The sequence below is a fragment of the Actinobacillus porcitonsillarum genome (genome assembly GCF_003101015.1).
Classification (GTDB): domain Bacteria; phylum Pseudomonadota; class Gammaproteobacteria; order Enterobacterales; family Pasteurellaceae; genus Haemophilus_A; species Haemophilus_A porcitonsillarum.
In genome coordinates this window covers 2118374-2139628 of sequence record NZ_CP029206.1, presented here as the reverse complement: position 1 = coordinate 2139628, position 21255 = coordinate 2118374, and the positions used below count along the sequence as shown (strand labels likewise).

At 34.9% G+C, this 21255-nt stretch carries 18 protein-coding genes; 12 read left to right on the top strand and 6 right to left on the bottom strand.

The window, feature by feature from the left end:
* The first annotated feature begins 59 nt into the window (after positions 1–59).
* From DDU33_RS10250 to DDU33_RS10225, 6 genes are all read left to right on the top strand, one after another.
* Positions 60–1634 (top strand): peptide ABC transporter substrate-binding protein, encoded by a 1575-nt coding sequence (locus DDU33_RS10250; protein ID WP_108925039.1) that lies wholly within the window; start codon positions 60–62, stop codon positions 1632–1634.
* Between the two features lie 8 nt (positions 1635–1642).
* Positions 1643–2740 (top strand): iron-sulfur cluster carrier protein ApbC, encoded by a 1098-nt coding sequence (gene apbC / locus DDU33_RS10245; RefSeq protein ID WP_108925037.1) that lies wholly within the window; start codon positions 1643–1645, stop codon positions 2738–2740.
* Positions 2741–3188: 448 nt separating this feature from the next.
* A complete protein-coding gene (locus tag DDU33_RS10240; RefSeq protein ID WP_108925035.1) occupies positions 3189–3758 on the top strand; it encodes a hypothetical protein in 570 nt (189 codons plus the stop codon).
* Between the two features lie 415 nt (positions 3759–4173).
* On the top strand, positions 4174–4836 hold the full coding sequence (locus DDU33_RS10235) for a hypothetical protein (protein ID WP_108925033.1): 663 nt from the start codon (positions 4174–4176) through the stop codon (positions 4834–4836).
* A gap of 8 nt (positions 4837–4844) precedes the next feature.
* Positions 4845–5102: a hypothetical protein gene (locus DDU33_RS10230; RefSeq protein WP_108925031.1), complete on the top strand. Its 258-nt coding sequence runs from the start codon at positions 4845–4847 to the stop codon at positions 5100–5102.
* Positions 5103–5111: 9 nt separating this feature from the next.
* Positions 5112–6047 carry an IS256 family transposase, variant Zn-binding type gene (locus DDU33_RS10225; protein WP_244175319.1) on the top strand — a complete coding sequence of 312 codons (936 nt, stop codon included), beginning with the start codon at positions 5112–5114 and terminating at the stop codon, positions 6045–6047.
* Between the two features lie 162 nt (positions 6048–6209).
* Here the strand turns inward: DDU33_RS10225 and DDU33_RS10220 are convergent, their stop codons facing one another.
* Both DDU33_RS10220 and DDU33_RS10215 read right to left on the bottom strand, forming a co-directional pair.
* A complete protein-coding gene (locus DDU33_RS10220) occupies positions 6210–6587 on the bottom strand; it encodes a hypothetical protein (RefSeq protein WP_005819663.1) in 378 nt (125 codons plus the stop codon).
* 30 nt (positions 6588–6617) lie between these two features.
* Positions 6618–7169, bottom strand: a complete 552-nt coding sequence (locus DDU33_RS10215) for a TorD/DmsD family molecular chaperone (RefSeq protein WP_108925029.1) — start codon at positions 7167–7169, stop codon at positions 6618–6620.
* A gap of 67 nt (positions 7170–7236) precedes the next feature.
* On the opposite strand from DDU33_RS10215, the gene nfo reads away from it, so the two are divergent.
* Both nfo and DDU33_RS10205 read left to right on the top strand, forming a co-directional pair.
* Positions 7237–8076: a deoxyribonuclease IV gene (gene nfo, locus DDU33_RS10210; RefSeq protein ID WP_108925026.1), complete on the top strand. Its 840-nt coding sequence runs from the start codon at positions 7237–7239 to the stop codon at positions 8074–8076.
* Positions 8077–8188: 112 nt separating this feature from the next.
* Entirely contained in the window at positions 8189–8776 is a 588-nt protein-coding gene (locus DDU33_RS10205) for a C40 family peptidase (protein ID WP_005819669.1), read from the top strand.
* A gap of 48 nt (positions 8777–8824) precedes the next feature.
* Here DDU33_RS10205 and DDU33_RS10200 read toward each other — a convergent pair whose 3' ends face one another.
* Positions 8825–9271: a LexA family protein gene (locus DDU33_RS10200; RefSeq protein ID WP_108925024.1), complete on the bottom strand. Its 447-nt coding sequence runs from the start codon at positions 9269–9271 to the stop codon at positions 8825–8827.
* A gap of 168 nt (positions 9272–9439) precedes the next feature.
* A complete protein-coding gene (gene grcA, locus DDU33_RS10195; RefSeq protein ID WP_005819673.1) occupies positions 9440–9826 on the bottom strand; it encodes an autonomous glycyl radical cofactor GrcA in 387 nt (128 codons plus the stop codon).
* A 181-nt stretch (positions 9827–10007) separates the two neighbouring features.
* On the opposite strand from grcA, the gene ung reads away from it, so the two are divergent.
* The 3 genes from ung to DDU33_RS10180 all read left to right on the top strand — a co-directional run bounded on the left by ung (position 10008) and on the right by DDU33_RS10180 (position 14370).
* On the top strand, positions 10008–10679 hold the full coding sequence (gene ung, locus DDU33_RS10190) for a uracil-DNA glycosylase (protein ID WP_005819675.1): 672 nt from the start codon (positions 10008–10010) through the stop codon (positions 10677–10679).
* A gap of 291 nt (positions 10680–10970) precedes the next feature.
* Positions 10971–12725, top strand: a complete 1755-nt coding sequence (locus DDU33_RS10185) for an ABC transporter ATP-binding protein/permease (protein ID WP_108925022.1) — start codon at positions 10971–10973, stop codon at positions 12723–12725.
* On the top strand, positions 12712–14370 hold the full coding sequence (locus tag DDU33_RS10180) for an amino acid ABC transporter ATP-binding/permease protein (RefSeq protein WP_108925020.1): 1659 nt from the start codon (positions 12712–12714) through the stop codon (positions 14368–14370). Before DDU33_RS10185 ends, DDU33_RS10180 begins: the two co-directional genes overlap by 14 nt.
* A gap of 84 nt (positions 14371–14454) precedes the next feature.
* On the opposite strand, the gene DDU33_RS10175 is transcribed toward DDU33_RS10180, so the two are convergent.
* Positions 14455–15306: a glycosyltransferase family 2 protein gene (locus DDU33_RS10175; RefSeq protein ID WP_108925018.1), complete on the bottom strand. Its 852-nt coding sequence runs from the start codon at positions 15304–15306 to the stop codon at positions 14455–14457.
* Positions 15307–15961: 655 nt separating this feature from the next.
* On the opposite strand from DDU33_RS10175, the gene DDU33_RS10170 reads away from it, so the two are divergent.
* Positions 15962–17290: a tetratricopeptide repeat protein gene (locus DDU33_RS10170; RefSeq protein WP_108925016.1), complete on the top strand. Its 1329-nt coding sequence runs from the start codon at positions 15962–15964 to the stop codon at positions 17288–17290.
* Between the two features lie 37 nt (positions 17291–17327).
* On the opposite strand, the gene hrpA is transcribed toward DDU33_RS10170, so the two are convergent.
* On the bottom strand, positions 17328–21242 hold the full coding sequence (gene hrpA, locus DDU33_RS10165) for an ATP-dependent RNA helicase HrpA (RefSeq protein ID WP_108925014.1): 3915 nt from the start codon (positions 21240–21242) through the stop codon (positions 17328–17330).
* Positions 21243–21255 lie beyond the last annotated feature (13 nt).

Genomic DNA, 21255 nt, shown 5'->3' with positions numbered 1-21255 from the left:
GTTTTTGTTTATGTTGAACTCTCGTATAATAGGACAACTTTTTTTCTCTAGGCAAAGCTATGAAATTACGACATACTCAGTTACAAGCGGTTAAAATCGTAAAAAAAATGGTAAAAATGACCGCTTGTATCGTGCTGCTTACAAGTTGTGATAAATTGAATTCATCGCCAGAGAAAGTTGAGGAAATTAAACGTTACAATGAGATTTATCAAATTCAGCAGGCGCAAATCCAACGCACATTAACGCGAGGTATTTACCAAACGGAATTTGAGTTAGATCCGCACTTTGTCAGAAATAATGAGCAGGCTGCGCCATTAAGAGATCTTCTTGACGGATTGGTGAAATTTAATGCGAAGGGTGAGATTCAACCAGCTGTGGCACAAAGTTGGTTTACAGAAGATCACCAAACATGGTTATTTATTCTGAATCATAAAACATGGTCTAATGGAGAACCTGTGACTGCGGAAGATTTTGTGGCGAGCTGGCAACGTTTGGCGGGTCCTGTCTCACAATCGCCATTATCGTCCTATTTAACCTATCTTGGTATAAAGCATGCTAAGGACGTTTTATCTGGTAACAAACCGGTCAGTGAGCTCGGAGTTGAAGCGCTTAATCCTTCAACATTGAAAATTACCCTTGAAAGAGCCAATCCCCAGCTACCTAAAATGTTAGGGCACATCGCACTATTACCCACTTTTCGTGGCGAAAAACCTCAAGGTAAATTTGTGACAAATGGAGATTATCAATTCAGTGATAGACAAGAGCAACAATTACAGCTAGTCGCTCGTGACGAGTCTTTATTTTTTCAACGAGTAAAGTATGTCTTACTACGAAATGTTGTGGATACGTCCGTAGATTTTATTGAAAATCCGACCGCTTCACATGCGCAAGGTATCGTATATTTGCCACGTTTATGTACGTATTTTTATGAATTTAATTTTCAAGATCCTCAGTTACAAAAGCCGGAGATTCGCCGAGCTATTAAAGCCATGATTTTCCCGGCAAGAATTAAAGGGGAAAATGGACTTTTAAATCATTCAGTATTGCCTAAAACAATGAGGGCTGAAGTTGAAAATCGTTGGTCTCCAATTGTTGTCGAACAATTACTTACTCAAATGGGGATCAACTCAAATAATCCATTACGACTAAATGTTGTTTATGACGCACAAGGGCAGCACCTACAAATTGCAAAGCAGATGATAAGAGCATTAGCACAATCTGATTTAATTCGCATTGAGCCTCAAGAAGTTGATTGGAACAGCTTACTTAATCGTCATGCTCAAAAAAACTACCAACTGATTCGTTCCGGTTGGTGTGCGGATTATGCAGATCCTGCTGCATTTTTATGGAAGTTCCATTCTCAAAGTCCGGATAATAAAAATGGCTATCACAATAGCGTGGTAGATAGTGCATTAGAGAAATTACAGAAAGGTGCATTATCAGAAAATGAAAGGGAAGAGTTAATTCAATATATTGCACAACAATTAGAAAACGATATTGCGATTTTACCCCTGTTTCAATATCAGCGTAAAATCATGATAAAACCGGATCTTACTGGTATTGATTTACGTAATACCAGTGAAGTAATTTATAGCAAAGATTTATCTCGAGTAACTTCTCAAAGTTCAAATTAAGGAAAACAATGAATCAATTAACAGAACAACAACTTAATGAAATTAAGTTTGTATTACAAAATTTCTCTCATCCAACATTAAAGAAAGATCTTATTGCGCTAAATGCATTAAAAAAAGCTGAGCTAGGCGCAGGTATTCTACGTATTGAATTAACCATGCCGTTTGCTTGGAATAGTGGATTTGAAGCGTTAAAAGCCGCTACGGAAGAAAAGCTCAAAGAAATCACGGCTGCAAGCGGTGTAAAATGGGTATTAAATTACAATATTGCCACCTTAAAGCGTGCGAATAATCACCCGGCGGTTAATGGCGTTAAAAATATTATTGCGGTGACTTCCGGCAAGGGCGGTGTTGGGAAATCAACCACATCGGTTAATTTAGCCTTAGCGTTAAAAGCACAAGGGGCAAGAGTGGGGATCCTTGATGCCGATATTTATGGTCCTTCTATTCCACATATGCTTGGAGCAAAAGATCAGCGTCCGACTTCGCCGGATAACAAGCATATCACGCCTGTTGAGGTTTATGGTATTCAATCCAATTCTATTGGCTACTTGATGTCGGAAGATAGCGCAACCATTTGGCGTGGTCCAATGGCAAGCAGTGCATTAAGCCAATTACTAAATGAAACATGGTGGAACGAATTGGATTACTTAGTGATCGATATGCCACCGGGTACAGGGGATATTCAATTAACGCTTTCTCAACAGATCCCGGTAACGGGGGCTGTAGTGGTAACGACACCGCAAGATATTGCTTTATTAGATGCTGTAAAAGGGATTTCCATGTTCCAAAAAGTTTCGGTGCCGGTACTTGGTGTCATTGAAAATATGAGCGTGCATATTTGCCAAAATTGTGGGCATCACGAAGATATTTTTGGTACGGGTGGCGCAGAAAAAATTGCGAAGAAATATGGCACACAAGTATTAGGGCAACTTCCGCTTCATATTCGTTTACGTGAAGATTTAGATAACGGTATGCCAACGGTAGAAGCCGCTCCGGAACATGAAACCAGCCAAGCTTATTTAGAACTCGCTGCAAAAGTGGCGGCTGAATTATATTGGCAAGGCAGTGTAATTCCTTCGGAAATTATGATTCGTGAAGTGAAGTAATTATTAAAAGAATAAGTGGTATGATTTTGTCTTTGTTTTGCGGTATTATGTAGCAGTTGCACAAAGATTTCATCCGATTGATAAATTAAAATCCTGATAAATCATTCTACTTTATCAGGATTTTTTTATGAGTAAAGCAAAAGAAAGGCATAGTAGACAAAAGTGTTGGTTTTAATTATTTTTCCTAATTATTACCAACTCTTTTATTTAAAAAATCCTTTATAAACATAATGTTATGTTTTTGTTAATTTCTTATGAGCAAATAATTTCTGCTTCAGTTCTTTAAATATTCCCTCTGAAATTTCTATTCATAAAAAATATGAAGTAGATCATAAATTTAATAATTGACTATTTATTAAGCGCATTTCGTGTGTTATAAATACAATAATGACACTTTTTATTACCCTATATTTAGAGTTTAGAATAAAAATGATGGTGAGGTTTTGTGATGAGTAAGTTAAAGCAGCACGTTTTAAAGCATCCTTGTTGTTACACTTTTCTGACTATTTCATTCCTATTATTGCTTTTACTTCATGATATGTTTCTTGCACAGATTATCACACCTTACCGTTGTAATGTATGGAAAGGTAAAGAAGTAGAAGTTTTTTTAACACCTGAAGAATGGAGAAAGTTATCAGGCGTTAATGAGTCACTCAAAGGTACTGAATGGGTATATTATCCTACGATTGAAGGTGAGCCAGAAAAAGAGCCTTTTTTTATAAAAAACCAAGGTTTATATCAAGCAGTGATGTATTTTGATGGAAATAAACATTTTTTAGGGGAGGTAAATAGAAAATATCCTTACTTAAATATATATGTATATATAAACCCTAACAAGATATTTGGTCATAATACTTTCGTACTATACGATCATAACCTTAAACAGGTTATAGTACAGTATCATTTAATTGCGGGGTATTTCAGAAACCCTCTTTCAGGGCTAGCTGAAAGTTTTAAGTGTAATGAAAATGATATTTCGGAAGGTTCAGATTTTATGAATGATTATTTAAATAACTAGTGAGGTAGGATTATGTCTAATGACAACCTAGCATTGTTAGCAGCTTCAGCATAAATAGTGAAATTCACTCACATTTAGTATGTCTAGTATGTCGTAACGTAACTTGTGTAGAAATCTATATAGACAATGCTGTTGGGCTTCACTTGTTTGCGAATTATCTGCGGCATCCGCTGCTATTACCTCAGCGATGAAGAGCTCGAAAAGTTTGTGCTATTTTAGGAGGCTTTTATCATGGCGTTATCTTAAACTAAATAAGAAATTTAGTCATTATTTATGAGTAACCTCTTAACCAATTTTTGTAAAATTAATTTTTCGTACAATAGTTAATATCTAGCGTGGTATAAATATAAGCTGTTAACTAGAATGTGAAGTGGAAATCAGGATAAGTGCATAAAGAAGTTTTAGATAATAAATTATGAAGAGTTTTGAACATAAAGAATACCTCTATCTGTTATTGTGTTTTATATTAATTATTAGTAATTGCTATTCATATGATAAGGTGGAGTGTTTTAACCGTAATGAAGTAGATGTGAATCACTCTATAAATAGTTTTTTTGAAAAAATGAAAGAGGATAGAGAGAAAAGAAAAAATAAATATGAAAGTTGCAGGTATGATCAAGAGTGTGAAATATGGGTTTCTCCTAAAATAGATATTTATAAATTAGAGTATAAGTTGCATGATTATATATATAATTATAGCGATAATATACTAATTGAAGATGACTCAGGTAATCTAATAAAAGTAATGAAGCTAGATCTTAGTGACTTTTTTAGAGATTTAAATGCCAAAGTTGTGGAGGGAGTTGAAGTGGGAAGTCTTATTGATCATTCAGTTATAAATCATAGGGGAACTCACTTGGAGCTTTACAATCTGGATAGTTTTTTGATTAAGAAGGATGTGTTGTTGGTAAATGTAAAATCCTTAACAAACATAATTCAAGGGTATCATTATCGCTTGGATATTGATTTGCTTAAAGTGCCATCATACGATGGACTTTCCGAAAAAAGATATTATCCTTTAAATCAATGTGGTGAAGTTATTAACTTTAATGAGTATGAGATTTCTACTAATAATTAGGAGTGAATATGACTATAATTAAGATGAATCAAGAATATGATAAAATAGCACTTGATGCACAGGATAAAAAATTAGCAGAAGTTGTGTTTTTAATGAGCGATATCATGAAAAATGGACATGGTAGGCTTGTATCAGCGGCTAGCTTTGGTGTTATTGATAAGTTTATGTCTGGCATAAAGGATAATGGAGATAAAATTGATTTTTCTGGCATAGTAGACAAAATGGTTGCTAAAAAGTGGCTTAAAGCCTTATATTACGGGCTTTAAGCCACTTTTTTGAATTATGAACCCAAAAAATGTCATTTTTGCCACAGTAGCGACATTCGCAAACATGGTATAAGAAATAATATTCAACGCTATAAATGTAATGCCTGTAATAAAACATTTACCCTTAAAAAGAAATTAAATCCAATAAATATTTGGAATGATTATTCAATAGGAAAACAAACCTATAAACAACTTGCCGAAAAATATCATTGTTCAATTAGAACAATTCAAAGATATCTCGAAAAAGCCCCTAAAACAGCATTAAATCCACCACTATCACGTTATTTAAATATTATTGCGGATACCACCTTCTTTGGCCGTGAATTTGGTATTTTAGTCCTGATGGATTCACTTTCTAAAAAAGTGGTTTACCATCGTATCATCAAAACGGAAAAAGATGTTTATTACAGAATAGCGTTTAATTCACTTCGTATGAAAGGCTATAAAATTCAATCAATTACCTGCGACGGCAGACGGGGTATATTGAAAGATTTATTGAATACACCGACACAAATGTGCCATTTTCATATGGTAGCCATTGTGATGAGAGCATTACGAAAAAAGCATCAGTCTATGGCTGGAAAAGAATTAAAAATCATTGCATTGACACTTAAACAGAGTTCTAAAAAAGACTTCTATTTACGATTACACCATTGGTATTTAAAACATAAAGCATTTTTAGAAGAACGGTCAGATAAACCGAATGAGAAGGGCTATTATCCTTATAAACATAGAAATGTAAGAAGTGCTTATCATAGTTTTAAACGTTATATGGATTATTTATTTACCTATGAAAAGTATAGCGATTTAAATATCGAAAAAACAACAAATAGACTTGAAAACTTATTTGGACAACTTAAGAAGAAATTATCGCATCATGAAGGATTAACGAAGAAACATAAGATTATGTTTATAAAGGATTTTTTAAATAAAAAGAGTTACTAAGAATAATTAAAAATATTCATTAGCAACCACTTTGTCATATAGGCATAGTTTTCACGAAATTAGCAACCATTTTGTCTACTATGCCTTAAGTGCGTTTTGGGTTTTGTGCAACTGCTACATAATACCGTTGTTTTGCTAAATCATACCGCTTTACTTTTTATATTACCAACAAGCATAACAATAATGCCAAGGATAGAAATGAGGACGCTCATCGTAGTAACGTCTCATCTCTTCAATTTCGATCTGTTTCTTATAGTTATCCCATGCAAGCTTATTGCACGCTTGAAACATTGGATCATTGATTTTTTGCGTATAGCGCTTCATGAGCACTGTTTTTTCTTGATCTGTTTGGCTAATTGGTGGGTCATAAACTTGTTCCATCAATTGTGCCGTTTCAAGATCGCATTGTTTCGCAATTTCAACAGAAAGTTTTTGTTGCGCTTTGATTTGCTTGGCTTGACGAGCCGCTTGTTGCTCAGGCGTGAGTGTGCAAGCGGTCATTAAACAGACGGATAATGCAAATAATAATTTTGTTTTCATTTACGCCTCCTTTAGTGAGTGGTATTTAGCCTATTCCTCTTCCTCTAATTCATCAGACATAGCTGATAAAGCATCACGGGTTAATTGCGCAATCGCTTTATAAAAGCCTTGATCGTGCGTTTCGACTAAACCTAAAAATTTACTCATACAAGGTAATAAAAATTGTTCAAAAAGCGTTTGTTGTGCCAACGTTGAGTCCAAATTATCTTCAATCCAAGAAGCTGTTAATAGCAATAAAGCAATATGATCCGCATGCTCAAGTGCAGGCATGGCACGTTCCTGTCTAAAGGAGACGAAATCTTCGATTGAAATTTTATAGGCAGAAATTGTTGTAGCAATAGCACCTCCCTCGCCAAAAAGCGCTTGATAGTCGGCTTGTAATTGGGTAGGGTGAGCATATTTTTCAACAAGAGTTAAGGCTAAATCGCTTTGTGTATCGGTGGCTAAAGCCCATTGGCTACGTAATCCCCCTTGGGCGAGCCAATTAAATGTTGCCGTTAGTACCGGATCGGTGGGCGAGCGATAAAAAAGATTGCCGAATAAGCGGCACAGTAAAGAAAAATCGTTAATCATTTCGTTCATAGTCAATAAACAAGCGGTGTAAAATGTTAGTTATTTTACACGAACTACAAAAAATAGGGAGAAAGTAATGAAATATATTGGTGCACACGTGAGTGCTTCAGGAGGCGTTGAGAATGCTGTTTTAAGAGCGGTAGAAATTGGTGCTAATGCTTTTGCATTATTTACTAAAAATCAGCGTCAATGGAAAGCAACGCCACTGAAAGCGGAAACCATCGAAAAATTCAAGCGTTTTTGCCAAGTTCATCATTTTCAACCTGAGCATATTCTTCCGCATGATAGCTATTTAATTAATTTGGGAAGCCCCGATAAAGAAGGGCTAGAGAAATCAAGAGCGGCTTTTATCGATGAACTGGAACGTGCTAATCAGCTTGGATTGAAGTTATTAAATTTTCACCCAGGTTCGCATTTGAATTTAATTTCAGAAAGTGATTGCTTGGCTCGTATTGCGGAGTCGATCAACATGGCTATTGAGAAAGTCCCAAATGTGATCGCCGTCATTGAAAATACGGCGGGGCAAGGTTCAAATTTAGGTTATCGTTTTGAACATTTAGCTGAAATTATTGACCAAGTAGAAGATAAAAATCGAGTGGGCGTTTGCTTAGATACCTGTCATCTATTTTCAGCAGGTTATGATATTTCTTCGTTAGCAAGTTGTGATGAGACATTTCGGCAGTTCGATGAAATTGTCGGCTTCCGTTATTTACGGGGAATGCATTTAAATGGCTCGAAAACACCGTTAGGTAGCCGAAAAGATCGTCACGATACATTAAGAGAAGGCACAATCGGCACCGATTTTTGCAAATTTATTATGAAAGATGACCGCTTTGATAATATTCCGTTGATTTTAGAAACAATAAATCCGGAAATTTGGGCGGATGAGATAAATTTTTTAAGGACATTAGCATAAATATAGGTTATACTGCTTGCTATCTTAGGTATAGCCTATCATGTAGATAGGCTATTTAATTGGTTTTTTAATAGGAATAAATACGCTGTAGTTGTTCTGGCGAGACAAAATTATGAAAAAATACATTACTTTAACTGGGCTTAAGCCATTTTTAATGACTTCTTTATTTACGCTTTTTTCTAGCTATGCTTCAATGGCAAATGCAAGTTTAAGTAGTGTTCCTGCCACTCCTAACCAAATTAGAATAGTTGCAAAAGCAGCAACACCAGAACAAATTGAGCAACAAATATCTCGTAAAGAGGTAAAGACTGCCCCGCATAATCAAAATGCTTCATCAGCAAATCAGGCTTCGCAGAAAGTAAATAATATTTATCGAAAGTGGGCTGGTACCCGTTATCGTTTAGGTGGTAGCGGCGTAGGTGGTATTGATTGTTCTGCATTTGTTCAAAAGACAATGAGTGGTGCTTTTAATGTTCATCTTCCTCGTTCTACTGCGGAACAGCGTTATTCAGGTCGTTCGATTTCAAAATCAGATTTACGCCCAGGAGATTTAGTTTTCTTTCGTAAAAATAATCATGTTGGTGTGTATATTGGTGGGGGTAAATTTGTTCATGCAAGTTCAAGTCGAGGTGTAACCACAAGCTCTCTTTCTGAAAGTTATTGGGCTAGAAATTATACACAATCGCGTCGAGTTTTATAATAAAATGATAAAAAATCGCTATGTAAGTAATACATAGCGATTTTTTTATTAGGCGACATATCTTTTTTCTTGAGAAGTAGAGAAGCGCTGTCTCATTTGATGCACAATATTTGTGATAACACCCGCCACATTTACCTCATTCCAATCTTTTAAACGTAAATTTTTTTCGTGAATATCTAATGAGAAAAGTATGATTTCTCCATCAACTTCATTAAAGAATTGATAGAATTTATAATCTCCTTCTTTCTCAAGTACGAGTAAGTCATTTTTATAGTATTGTTGTGATTTTTCAACAATAACAAGATCATCAAGTTCAATTCCCCAAGCAATTAAATTAGGGTTTTTAATTAATATAAAAAATGTATCCGTAGGACGCTTAATACAAAGCGAATTTAAATCTAATTTGATAGATCGTTCATGATCAGGATTTATATCTCGATATAAAGGAATTGGCTGATAAGACGATGCTTTTTTGATAACTTTGAGACTTGCCATATTTTACCTCTATCTTAAATCTGGCGTTTTATACAGTATTTATTTTACTGATTAAGTAACCAGTGTCAATAGTTTAATGTGATTTTTTTTACAGTATTTTAAGATGGAGGTTAATAAAATAATAAAAAAGCACCTCATAGAGGTGCTTCCTTAAGGAAAAAGCTGATATTATAAGCTTTCTGTGAAAGTACGAGTAATTACATCACGTTGTTGTTCTGGTGTTAATGAGTTAAAGCGTACAGCATAGCCAGAAACACGAATAGTTAATTGTGGATATTTTTCTGGGTTTTTAACTGCATCTTCTAATGTTTCACGACGTAATACATTTACGTTTAAATGCTGACCACCTTCAACTTTGATTGTTGGAGCAACATTTACTGGTACTTCACGGTATGAAATTTGACCTAAATCGCTGATTGCAACAACTTCGTCTTCTTTGTAAACGTTACCTTTAGAAGCGATACAACGAGCTTCGTTTTTTGCTTCGTCTAATAACCAGAAAGAATTTACTAAGTTGCTGTTTGTTGATTCGGTAATTTGTACACCTTTAATCATTTTTAACTCCTAATAGATGGAAGAAATTTATAAAAAAATTTTAAAATTTCAAAAAAATTTGATGAACTAATTATACTTATCTTGATGAAAATTACGATAAAAATTTGAACATTTTTAGCGAAAATATATTCAACTGATTAAAAAACAGACAGAAACTAAATTTATAAAAGTAGGTAGAAACATGAAAACATGGAAAGAAGCACTAGGGGAAGAGAAATTACAACCTTATTTTCAGCATATTTTGCAACAGGTGCATCATGAGAGAATGAGCGGTAAAATTGTTTATCCGCCTCAAAATGAAGTATTTAGTGCCTTTTCACTTACTGAGTTTTGTGATGTAAAAGTTGTGATCTTGGGACAAGACCCTTATCACGGTCCTAATCAAGCACATGGTTTAGCTTTTTCTGTTAAGCCACCGGTTGCTCCTCCCCCTTCGTTAGTCAATATATATAAGGAGCTTTCTCAAGATATTGTGGGATTTCAAATTCCTCAGCATGGCTATTTAATTGATTGGGCAAAACAAGGCGTATTATTACTTAATACTGTTTTAACTGTTCAGCAAGGAATGGCTCATTCTCATGCCAAATTTGGTTGGGAAACTTTTACAGATAAAGTGATTGCACAGCTTAATGAATACCGTGAAAATATCGTCTTTCTACTTTGGGGAAGTCATGCTCAAAAGAAAGGACAATTTATTGATAGAAAACGTCATTGTGTTTTAACAGCACCACATCCCTCTCCATTATCAGCACATCGAGGCTTCTTCGGTTGCAAGCATTTTTCTAAGGCAAATGACTACTTACAGATGAAGAATATAAAAACTATAAATTGGAGCTTACCTATCAATAAGTAAGTCAGTTTAGTAATATATGAACACTTATAAAACCGATATATATGCTGTATATATCGGTTTTTTGATTTTTATCAAATTATATTGATAATCTTTTTCATTTATTTTCTGTAATAATGTATTATTGATAATCATTACTATTTTTGTTGAAGATAAAGAAGATAACTAGATATAGCATTAAGTAATCTGAATTTTATAATAGTTGAAAGTGTATTTCATTATAGTTAATGATACTGATATTTTTATACATGTAATTAAGACACTTTGTATATTATTACCGGAGATATATGATTTATGATGATTGATAAAAGACTAATTAATACGGTTGAAGAAAGTAAAAAATGGATCATAATTAATGTACTATGGAATTGGATCGCATTATTAGCTAGTATCTGTAGTGCATTTATCTTCTCTAAAATTTTACAAGAAGCATTTGAATATTCTTTAGCTATAAATAACATCATTTTTTATTTTTTCTTATTAATGACACTATTATTAATTAAAATTCTGGCTGGGAAGAAAGCTATTAATGCATCTTATAAAGCTAGTGTTCATGTCAAACACAAGCTGAGAATATTAATTTATCAAAAGCTCGCATCTATGCCATTAAGTGTAATTAATCAACAATCAACCTCTTCTATTATCCAAGTAGCCTCTGAAGGGATTGAGCAATTAGAAACCTATTTTGGCAGATATTTACCACAACTATTCTATAGCGTTTTAGCTCCATTAACATTATTTATTTTTTTAAGCTTTTTTAATATTGAGACAGCATTTATATTATTAATATGTGTCCCTCTAATCCCGTTCTCAATTATTATAGTAAATAAAATTGCTAAGCGATTGTTGGCTAAGTATTGGACAGTCTATGTTGGATTGGGGAGCAGCTTTTTGGATAACTTACAGGGATTAGTTACATTAAAAGTTTATCAGGACGATATTTATAAGGCAAAAAAAATGGATGTAGAAGCAGAACATTTTCGTTCTATTACAATGAAAGTACTTACAATGCAACTGAACTCTATTTCTCTAATGGATCTATTAGCATATGGGGGGAGTGTTCTAGGAATTATAATTGCTCTTCTACAATATAGGGTGAATAGTCTAGATACTTTGGGGGTTATTTTATTTATTCTTATTTCTTCAGAATTTTTTATACCATTACGTTTACTTGGTTCTTTTTTTCATGTCGCCATGAATGGGAAAGTAGCTTCAGATAAAATATTTAATTTGTTAGATATTAAGTTGGGTGACGATATGAAAAAAACTGATTTTGAAATAGATGATTCAGTAAGGATAGATATTGAAGATTTATCTTTTTCCTATATTCCAGAAAAACCTATTCTTAATAACTTAAATATAAGTATTGAACCAAAAAAGTTAACTGTGTTTGTTGGTAAAAGTGGATGTGGTAAATCTACCTTAATTTCTTTATTAATGGGATTTCATAACTATGTAGATGGAAAAATTTTATTTAATCGGAAAAAACAATCTGAATTGAGTTTTCAATCACTTTATCAAACTATTTCTTTAGTTAGCCATAATAGTTATATTTTTAAAGGGAGTGTCAGAGATAATATGCTTGTGGCTAATCCTCAGGCTACAGATGAGGAAATTTATTCTTGTTTAGAACAAGTAAATTTATCTTCTTTTATTAAAGAAAATGGTGGCTTAGATATGAATTTACTCAGTCAAGGCGAAAATATCTCAGGGGGGCAAATTCAACGCTTAGCCTTAGCAAGAGCCTTATTACATGATTCTTCAATTTATATTTTTGATGAAGCAACTAGTAATATTGATATTGAAAGTGAAGAAATCATTTTAAAATTAATACAGAGTTTAAAAAGAGAAAAAACTATAATTATGGTTTCTCATCGTTTAGCTAATGCGGCTATTGCCGATAAAATTTATGTATTACAAGATGGCTATATTGTTGAACAAGGAACGCATCAGGAACTTATATGTATAAAAGGAATTTATGCGGAAATGTTTAATCAGCAGGTGGAATTAGAAGGTCTTAGACGTGGAGAGCTAAATGAAAAGAAATAGTTTTTTTATTATGTGGCAGTTATTAAAGCTGGTTAAACCTCTTTCTCATGTAATGCTATTTACCATTATTATGGGAACTTTAGGATTCTTAAGTGCTATATCTATTATGGGATTTGGAGCGTTAGGGTTTGCATCCTTGCTTGATTTTCCTAGTTATTTTGAGTTCCATCAAATTATAAATATACTTATTTTCCTTGCTGTTTTAAGAGGAGTCTTTCGGTATTTAGAACATATGTCAGGGCATTATATAGCATTTAAGTTGTTGGCATTATTAAGAAATAAAGTGTTTGAAGCTTTACGTAAATTAGCATTGATTAAATTACAAAGTAAACAAGCTGGGCAGTTATTATCTTTAATTACTAATGATATTGAGCTATTAGAAGTATTTTATGCTCATACGATAGCTCCTATTGTGATCGCTTTTCTAACTTCTCTTATTCTGATTATTATTTTAGGTCATGTGTCGATAATATTTTCAGTCATCGCATTATTTGCTTATTTAGTTATTGGTGTAATAATTCCGTATATTACTACTAGAACGGCAAGAGATTATGGGCGTGAATATAGAGGATTAGTCGGAGAGTTAAATGACTATTTTTTAGATAGTATTAGAGGGATGAAAGAAATTTTATTATTTAATAATCAAAAATCTAGATTAAATGGGATTCTTGGTCGTAGTAAAAAAATAGATTCGGCTTTTTTACAGCTCAAAGAGCAAGAAGGAAAAGTTAGAATATACTCAGAATTAGCTATATCCATTTTTAATATATTAATTTTATTTATAGGTATTGTACTTTATATCTATCAAGAGATTTCATTCTCAGGTTTATTAATCAGCGTTATTTTATTAATGTCTAGCTATGGTCCTGTTATTGCATTAAGTAACTTATCAAATAACTTACTACAAACATTAGCTAGTGGAGAGAGGGTATTAGATTTATTAAATGAGGAACCCGTCTTAAAAGATGTTATAAATGGTAAATATATTCAAAATATTAAGTATATTCAATTTTTAAATGTAGGATTTTCCTATGAAAGTATTCCTGTTCTCCAACATGTAACTTTTACTCTTGAAAAAGGAAAAATTATAGGTGTTTATGGGAAAAGTGGTAGTGGAAAGAGCACATTATTAAAGCTGATAATGCGGTTCTATGAGCCTCAATTCGGACAAGTAAATATCAATGGAGTACCTTTACAAGATATTAATACCCAATGTTTGCGGAATAATATCTCATATATTACACAAAAAACTTATATTTTCAATGAGAGTATCTATGAAAATATTATTTTAGCTAATAGACAAGCTAGTTATGATGATGTGATTGAAGCCGCTAGAAAAGCTTCTATTCATGAATTTATTATGGGACTTCCCAATGGGTATGAGACTAAAGTTTCTGAATTAGGAAGTAATTTATCGGATGGGGAGAAACAGCGTATAGGTCTTGCAAGAGCATTTCTACATAATTCTCCTATTATTCTATTAGATGAACCAACGAGTAATTTAGATAGTTTAAATGAAGCAATAATTTTAAAATCTTTACTTAGTGAGAAAGAACAAAAGTTAATTATTCTTGTGAGCCATAGACCTTCAACAATGTCGATTTGTGATGAAGTTATTAATATTGAGACAGCAAGAGCTTCATAATGTATAGGTATAATATACATTATGAGATTCATGTTGCTTGAGTTTTAGGTAGAAAGTTGATTTTTATATCATAGTCTAACTTGTTCAATATTCTTTATCCCAAGGATAAACACCACCATGCTGTTCAAGGTTTTTCAATTGTTTTTGAGCCGTCACTTGGTAATTGAGTTGTTTTACCTCATCACGGGTTAAGTGTGGAAACGCCTTTTCTACGGAGAGGATAAATCCTATATCATATTTTTCGAGATCATATTGGTAATTAACTGTAAAGGCTTTTGTGCAACAATGGGAGGCGTTAAGTTGCATAAGAGCATTAAACACATTGGTATCGTTATAGATACCGCTATACCAGAAGCGAGATGTTAACACAGTAAGAGATTTTCGCATCATATAGCAATTGGTATCAATATGATGTTTTTTATGTAACATAGTTGTCATTCCTATGGTCTCATTCTCTACGGTAATTTGATATGCATAAGGGTTATCTAATTTATTTTCATAAAATCCGATAGATTCTAATGTATCTTGACAAATAAATTGTGCTTTATCATCATAGAAATTACGAAAAGAATAAACATAATCAGCACCTGATTCATTGAGCGTTTTTACGCCATTTTCAACATGAGTCGGCTCATACCAGTTATCATCATCTAAGTAACAAATGGCATCTTCTTTGATTAAAAACGGGGCGATAGCATTGATGCTACTATTAGTCCAACCGTTTGCACCGGTATTCATAGGTAAATAGGTCGCAATAACATCAGGGTATTTATCTAAAATCGCTTTGGCTTTTTCAGCAAATTGTTCACCATCAACAAACACATAATGCTTGCAAGGGTAAGTTTGATTTTTAACGCTTAAAATCGCACGTTCAAGCTCGGGTCTGCCAATTGTTGAGGTAATCACTGCAACAGTTTTAATAGTTTGATTATTCATTGTTTTTTCTTTTGTTGGATTATTTCGTCTTTTGAATACTATCTAAAATTAGCTTGGATTTTAGCAGTTTTGTTAATAATTGTTGATAGGAATTTTGTACTTATTCCACACTAACTCAGCCTTCATTTAGTAATAATAAAGGTGAATAGATGAGGTGCACACAACGTCAAATATATTAGACGTGGTATAGCTGCTCAACTATGTGTAACCCAGTACGTATTTTTACGTGCTAGGTACAATTGATATATCCCATAAGGACAAAACATCAACAAACGTATGCTAAATACTCATCTGATAGTGTTGTTACCTATTATTTGAGAGCAGGTTAAGTAGGGGAGAATGGTTTACTCTGGTATTTATCATCGCTATAATGCGAATTCATGCAAGAAAATTTGATTGTTTCTGAATCAGTTATAACTCACGTTTTGACTTTATTTAAAGTATAGCATTATTTTAACTTAAATTATTCATCTATTGAAAGCGTTTCTATATTAGAAATATTTGAGATAAGCGTAGATGAGAGTTTAGGTAATACTATTTGTCTAGGACATTAAACAGTCTTTTTAAACTTAACTTCAGGGAGCAATTCGCAAACAGTTTACGAATTTTACCCCGGCTTTAATTATTCTAAGCTAGCAAAATAAATAGGTAACTTATGACAGAAAAAGAAATACGTAGTCAGCTGAAATTTTATTGGTATATATTACTTTTTATCGGTTTGGTTTGTTTTATCGTTTTTTCTATTATTGCCATTTCCGAAAAATTTGCACAAAAAGGTGCTTGGGAAGCCACGATAAGTGTATTTTCATTGTTAGGCGTATTATTAACAGCCGGTGGGGTATTTGCCGGAACAGTGGCAATCTTGTCATATTTTTCAGTAAAAGAAAAACTTGATAAGGCTGAAAGCGAGTTAGATAAAATTCGAGATATTCAACAACGATATGAATTTGCAGAAAATAATATTAAAGGGCTGGAAAACTATCAGTTAGTTGTTGATGAATTAAATAAAAACTTTTCTGAAACTAAGAAAGAAAAATTTTATGAAATGGCTAGAAATATTTCAGAAGCTAAAAATCCTGACTACCATATTAAAATTAAAGCAAATGCAATTTTATTAGAGAAAGAGGCAGATAAAGCTTACAAGAGTAAAAAGTGGAGTGAAGCTGTTAAGTATTATGAGGAATTGGTAGATTTATGGAAGTTACTTTTTTTGTATGATAAAAGAAGTAATATTGAAAATTATTTATTGGCTATTTTTAGGTTGGCTACCTCAATTAGTCAGGCAAACAGTAAAAATAAATATGAGAAAGCGAGTGAATTATATGAGTTGCTGATTGCTAAGGCAAATGATCTTGAGATTAAATCTGATGTAGTGAGTTTTTCTTATAACAATTGGGGAAATGTTTTAGTTGATGAAGCAAATTTGATTAGTAAATATAATCCACAAGAAGCAAGAAAATTATTTCAACAAGCAGGCGAGAAATATAAAAAGGCTATTGAGTTAAATCCTAAAGAAAGTGACGCTTATTACAATTGGGGAAATGTTTTAGATGATGAAGCGCAATTGATTAGTAAAGATAATCCACAAGAAGCAAGAAAATTACTTAAACAAGCAGGCGAGAAATATAAAAAGGCTATTGAATTAAATCCTGAGAATAGCGAAGCTTATTACAATTGGGGAAATGCTTTCGGTTATGAAGCAAATTTGATTAGTAAAGATAATCCACAAGAAGTAGAGAACTTATTTCAACAAGCTAAAGAAATGTATGTAAAAGCAATAAAAATAAAACCCGACTATCAAACAGCATATAATAATTTGAAGATGGCATTATCTAAACTAGATGATTTTCTTGGTAAAGAAAAGAAACATGATTATTGGCAACAAGTTCAAGAGGAAATAATGTCACTACCTGATTCTGAACCAAAACAAGATATGCTTAAATTTATTGAAAAACAAATTTCATCAACAAAAGCGAAGCCGTAAATTAGTAATTATTCAGGGGAATTTCCCCTGAATATTATTACTTCATTTCTGTAATCACATTTAAAATCCGCTTATCCGAAATCGGATATTTGGTGCCAAGCTGTTGAGCGAACAGGCTGACACGCAACTCTTCAATCATATAACGAATTTCTAATACTTCATCAGGTATCGCTTTAGATTTCGGTAATTTAGCCAATAATTGCTTATAAGCTTCTTGCACTTGTTCAACACGTAGCATTTTCGCACGATCCGTATTGGTATCGACTAATAATTTGTCTAGTCGTTTATCAATAGCGGTTAAATATCGATGCAAATCTGCAAGGCGTTTATGCCCGGTTTTGGTAACAAATTCCGGATAAATTAAGCCTGCTAATTGTGCCTTGATATCAGACATCGCAAATGCCATCGTAAAATCCATTTTGCCTTTCATTCGCTTATTTAATTCAAAAGCAAGGGTAAGGCATTTTTCTACCTGCAAAGCAATTTCTGCTGTGGTATCGTTTAAATTGGCTCGAACGTACTCGTGTAGTTCGTTGAATTTTTCTTCCGACCAGACAAAGCCACCAAACTCTTCAATCAATTTATCTACCGCACAAGCGATACAGTCATCAATGAGTTCTAGCACTTTGCCGAACGGGGCAAAATACAAACCAAGTTTGGCCTTATTCGGCAGTTTTTCGTGCAGGTATTTAATCGGAGACGGCACGTTCAACAATAATAATCGGCGTAAACCCGCTTGCATTGCTCGTGCTTGTTCAAATTCTGTTTCGAACAATTTGATACCCACAGACTCTTTTTCATCCACAATCGCAGGGTAGGCTTTTACGCTAAAATGCTGTTTTTTCTGCTCGTAGAATTGGGGTAAATCTGCAAAATTCCACAAATGCACACCGCTTTGTTCAATTCCATCGTCGGCAATGTTAGAAAGCGTGCTTTGTACTTGATCTTTCAGTTGGAATTTTAATTCATCAAGGTTTTCACTTTCCGCAATTTTTTTCCCTTTTTCATCAATCACACGGAATGTCATTCGTAAATGCGGTGGTAATTGTGTTAAATCCCAAAGTTCAGGATCGACTGTTACACCTGTCATTCTACGCAGTTCATAAGTCAAACTTTCAAGCAATGGTTTAGCAAAAGGTTCTGCTTTGCCTAGAAACGCATCGGCATAATTAGGCGCAGGTACAAAATTGCGGCGCATCGCTTTAGGTAACGATTTAATGAGGCTGACCACTAACTCGTGACGCAACCCGGAAATTTGCCAATCAAAGCCTTCAGGCTCAATTTGATTAAGTAACGGTAACGGAATATGCACGGTGACACCATCGTGATCTTGCCCAATTTCAAACTGATAGCTCAACTTCAATTTGAGCGAACCTTGATACCAGAAATTAGGGAAGTCCAACTCGCTCACTTTGTTGGCGTTATCATTCATCAAGAACGATTTTTCAAAGTTCAGCAGTTCAGGATCTTTCTGGGACGCTTTTTTCCACCAGCTGTCAAAATGCTTGCTGGAAACGACATCAGTGCCGATCCGCTGATCGTAAAATTCAAACAGCACTTGCTCGTCCACCAAAATATCTCGACGGCGAGATTTATGTTCCAACTCTTCGATCTCTTTGATCAAGCGGTTGTTTTCTTTGAAAAATTTGTAATTATTGTGCCATTCGCCTTCTACCAACGCCGAGCGGATAAAAATTTCACGGCTGACAACAGGATCGATCGCCCCATACATCACAGGACGGCTGGCAACAATCGGAATGCCGTAGAGCGACACTTTTTCATCGGCAACCACCGCCCCTTTCGATTTCGCCCAGCGTGGTTCGCTGTAACTGGATTTGGTTAAGTGTTTAGCAAGTGGTTCAACCCATTCCGGCTCAATCCGAGCCACCATTCGCCCCCACAATTTGGTGGTTTCGACCAATTCCGCCGCCATTACCCATTTCGGCTGTTTTTTGAAAAGCACGGAATTAGGGAACAGGTAGAAATGGGCATTTCTCGCCCCTAAATAGTGCATTTTTTCGTTATCTTTCAAGCCGATATGCGACAATAAACCCGATAATAAAGCGGTGTGAATTTGCTGATAATTTGCAGGTTCACTGTTAATCGGCAAGCCCATTTCACGCACCGCAAGGCGAAGCTGATGATAAATATCCTGCCACTCACGCACTCGCAGATAATTGAGATAATCTTTTTGGCAGAGTTTGCGAAACTGATTTTTAGTGAGTTCTTTTTGTTGCTCTTGAATAAAATGCCACAGGTTCACAAAGGCTAAAAAATCGCTCTCTTTATCAGCAAAACGGCGATGTTTATCATCTGCTGACTGCTGTTTTTCCTGCGGACGCTCTCGGGGATCTTGAATAGACAACGCCGATACGATCATCATCACTTCGTGCAAACTACCATTCTTCGCCGCTTCGATCACCATACGACCCAGACGGGGATCGATAGGGAGTTGGGCGAGTTGGCGACCGATTTGGGTCAATTCACGTATTTCACCATTTTTTGTTTTTTTGAATTCAAATGCCTGTAATTCTTCTAATAAACGAATACCATCTTGAATATGTCGCTGATCCGGTGCATCGACAAACGGAAACGAAGCAATATCCGTCAAACCCAACGCTGTCATCTGCAAGATAACCGAAGCCAAATTTGTCCGCAAAATTTCAGGATCAGTAAACTGCGGACGGGCGTTAAAATCCTCTTCCGAATACAAGCGGATACATATCCCTTCCGAAATACGTCCGCAACGCCCTTTACGCTGGTTGGCGGACGCTTGAGAAATCGGCTCAATCGGCAAACGCTGAACTTTGGTGCGATAGCTATAACGGGAAATACGAGCCGTTCCCGTATCAATCACATACTTGATATTCGGGATAGTCAGCGAGGTTTCCGCCACGTTGGTTGCCAAAATAATGCGGTTCAGGTTGCTTGGATTAAAAATGCGTTGTTGTTCTGCGGCTGATAAACGGGCATATAATGGCAAAATTTCCGTATGGCGAAGTTCCTGCTTCTGCAAGGCTTCGGCGGTATCACGGATTTCTCGCTCACCGTTCATAAAAATCAAAATATCGCCCCGACCTTCTGCTTGCAGTTCGTCCACCGCATTGAGAATGCCTTGTAGTTGGTCTTGATTCTCTTCTTCCACAATCGGACGATAACGCACTTCCACAGGATAAGTTCTGCCCGACACTTCGATGATCGGTGCGTTGTTAAAATGTTTAGAAAAACGTTCTACATCAATGGTTGCCGATGTGATGATTACCTTCAAATCAGGACGTTTTACCAAAATTTGCTTGAGATAACCGAGAATAAAATCGTTGTTAAGCGAGCGTTCGTGGGCTTCGTCAATAATCAACGTATCGTATTGATTGAGATAGCGGTCGTTTTGAATTTCGGCAAGCAGAATACCGTCCGTCATCAATTTGACGAGAGTATTATCACTAATCTGATCGTTAAAGCGGACTTTATAACCGATAGTCGAGCCAAGTTCCGATTTCAGCTCTTCGGCAATGCGTGTCGCCACCGAGCGAGCCGCAATACGTCTAGGTTGCGTATGCCCGATTAGCCCTTTTACTCCACGCCCAAGCTCCAAACACATTTTCGGCAACTGCGTGGTTTTACCCGACCCCGTTTCCCCTGCAATCACCACCACTTGATGTTCGGCAATCAGTTTTAATATCTCTTCACGGCGCGCAGAAACAGGCAGATCAGGATACTCAATTTTTAGCTGTTCGGCTTGTTGTTTACGCGTGAGATAACGACTTTTACAAGCGGTCAGATCCGTTTCAATTTCTGCAATGATGGCTTGTTTGGCATTTTCATTTTTGATATTGGAAATGCCGTGAATACGAGAACGCAAACGGCGATAATCTAAATTGGTTATATCTTTTAATTGGGCTAACAATGCTTTCTGAGCATCATCAAGCGGTCGGTTTTTATGATTTTTTTGCATATTTCAATGTTAA

Bases quoted from the DNA above. Each gene is read 5' to 3' on its own strand.
- DDU33_RS10240 (WP_108925035.1), top strand. From the start codon at position 3,189: ATGAGTAAGTTAAAGCAGCACGTTTTAAAGCATCCTTGTTGTTACACT.
- DDU33_RS10175 (WP_108925018.1), bottom strand. From the start codon at position 15,306: ATGAATAATCAAACTATTAAAACTGTTGCAGTGATTACCTCAACAATT.
- DDU33_RS10205 (WP_005819669.1), top strand. From the start codon at position 8,189: ATGAAAAAATACATTACTTTAACTGGGCTTAAGCCATTTTTAATGACT.
- hrpA (WP_108925014.1), bottom strand. From the start codon at position 21,242: ATGCAAAAAAATCATAAAAACCGACCGCTTGATGATGCTCAGAAAGCA.
- apbC (WP_108925037.1), top strand. From the start codon at position 1,643: ATGAATCAATTAACAGAACAACAACTTAATGAAATTAAGTTTGTATTA.
- DDU33_RS10180 (WP_108925020.1), top strand. From the start codon at position 12,712: ATGAAAAGAAATAGTTTTTTTATTATGTGGCAGTTATTAAAGCTGGTT.
- ung (WP_005819675.1), top strand. From the start codon at position 10,008: ATGAAAACATGGAAAGAAGCACTAGGGGAAGAGAAATTACAACCTTAT.
- DDU33_RS10250 (WP_108925039.1), top strand. From the start codon at position 60: ATGAAATTACGACATACTCAGTTACAAGCGGTTAAAATCGTAAAAAAA.
- DDU33_RS10235 (WP_108925033.1), top strand. From the start codon at position 4,174: ATGAAGAGTTTTGAACATAAAGAATACCTCTATCTGTTATTGTGTTTT.
- DDU33_RS10215 (WP_108925029.1), bottom strand. From the start codon at position 7,169: ATGAACGAAATGATTAACGATTTTTCTTTACTGTGCCGCTTATTCGGC.
- nfo (WP_108925026.1), top strand. From the start codon at position 7,237: ATGAAATATATTGGTGCACACGTGAGTGCTTCAGGAGGCGTTGAGAAT.
- DDU33_RS10185 (WP_108925022.1), top strand. From the start codon at position 10,971: ATGATGATTGATAAAAGACTAATTAATACGGTTGAAGAAAGTAAAAAA.
- DDU33_RS10170 (WP_108925016.1), top strand. From the start codon at position 15,962: ATGACAGAAAAAGAAATACGTAGTCAGCTGAAATTTTATTGGTATATA.
- DDU33_RS10230 (WP_108925031.1), top strand. From the start codon at position 4,845: ATGACTATAATTAAGATGAATCAAGAATATGATAAAATAGCACTTGAT.
- grcA (WP_005819673.1), bottom strand. From the start codon at position 9,826: ATGATTAAAGGTGTACAAATTACCGAATCAACAAACAGCAACTTAGTA.
- DDU33_RS10200 (WP_108925024.1), bottom strand. From the start codon at position 9,271: ATGGCAAGTCTCAAAGTTATCAAAAAAGCATCGTCTTATCAGCCAATT.
- DDU33_RS10220 (WP_005819663.1), bottom strand. From the start codon at position 6,587: ATGAAAACAAAATTATTATTTGCATTATCCGTCTGTTTAATGACCGCT.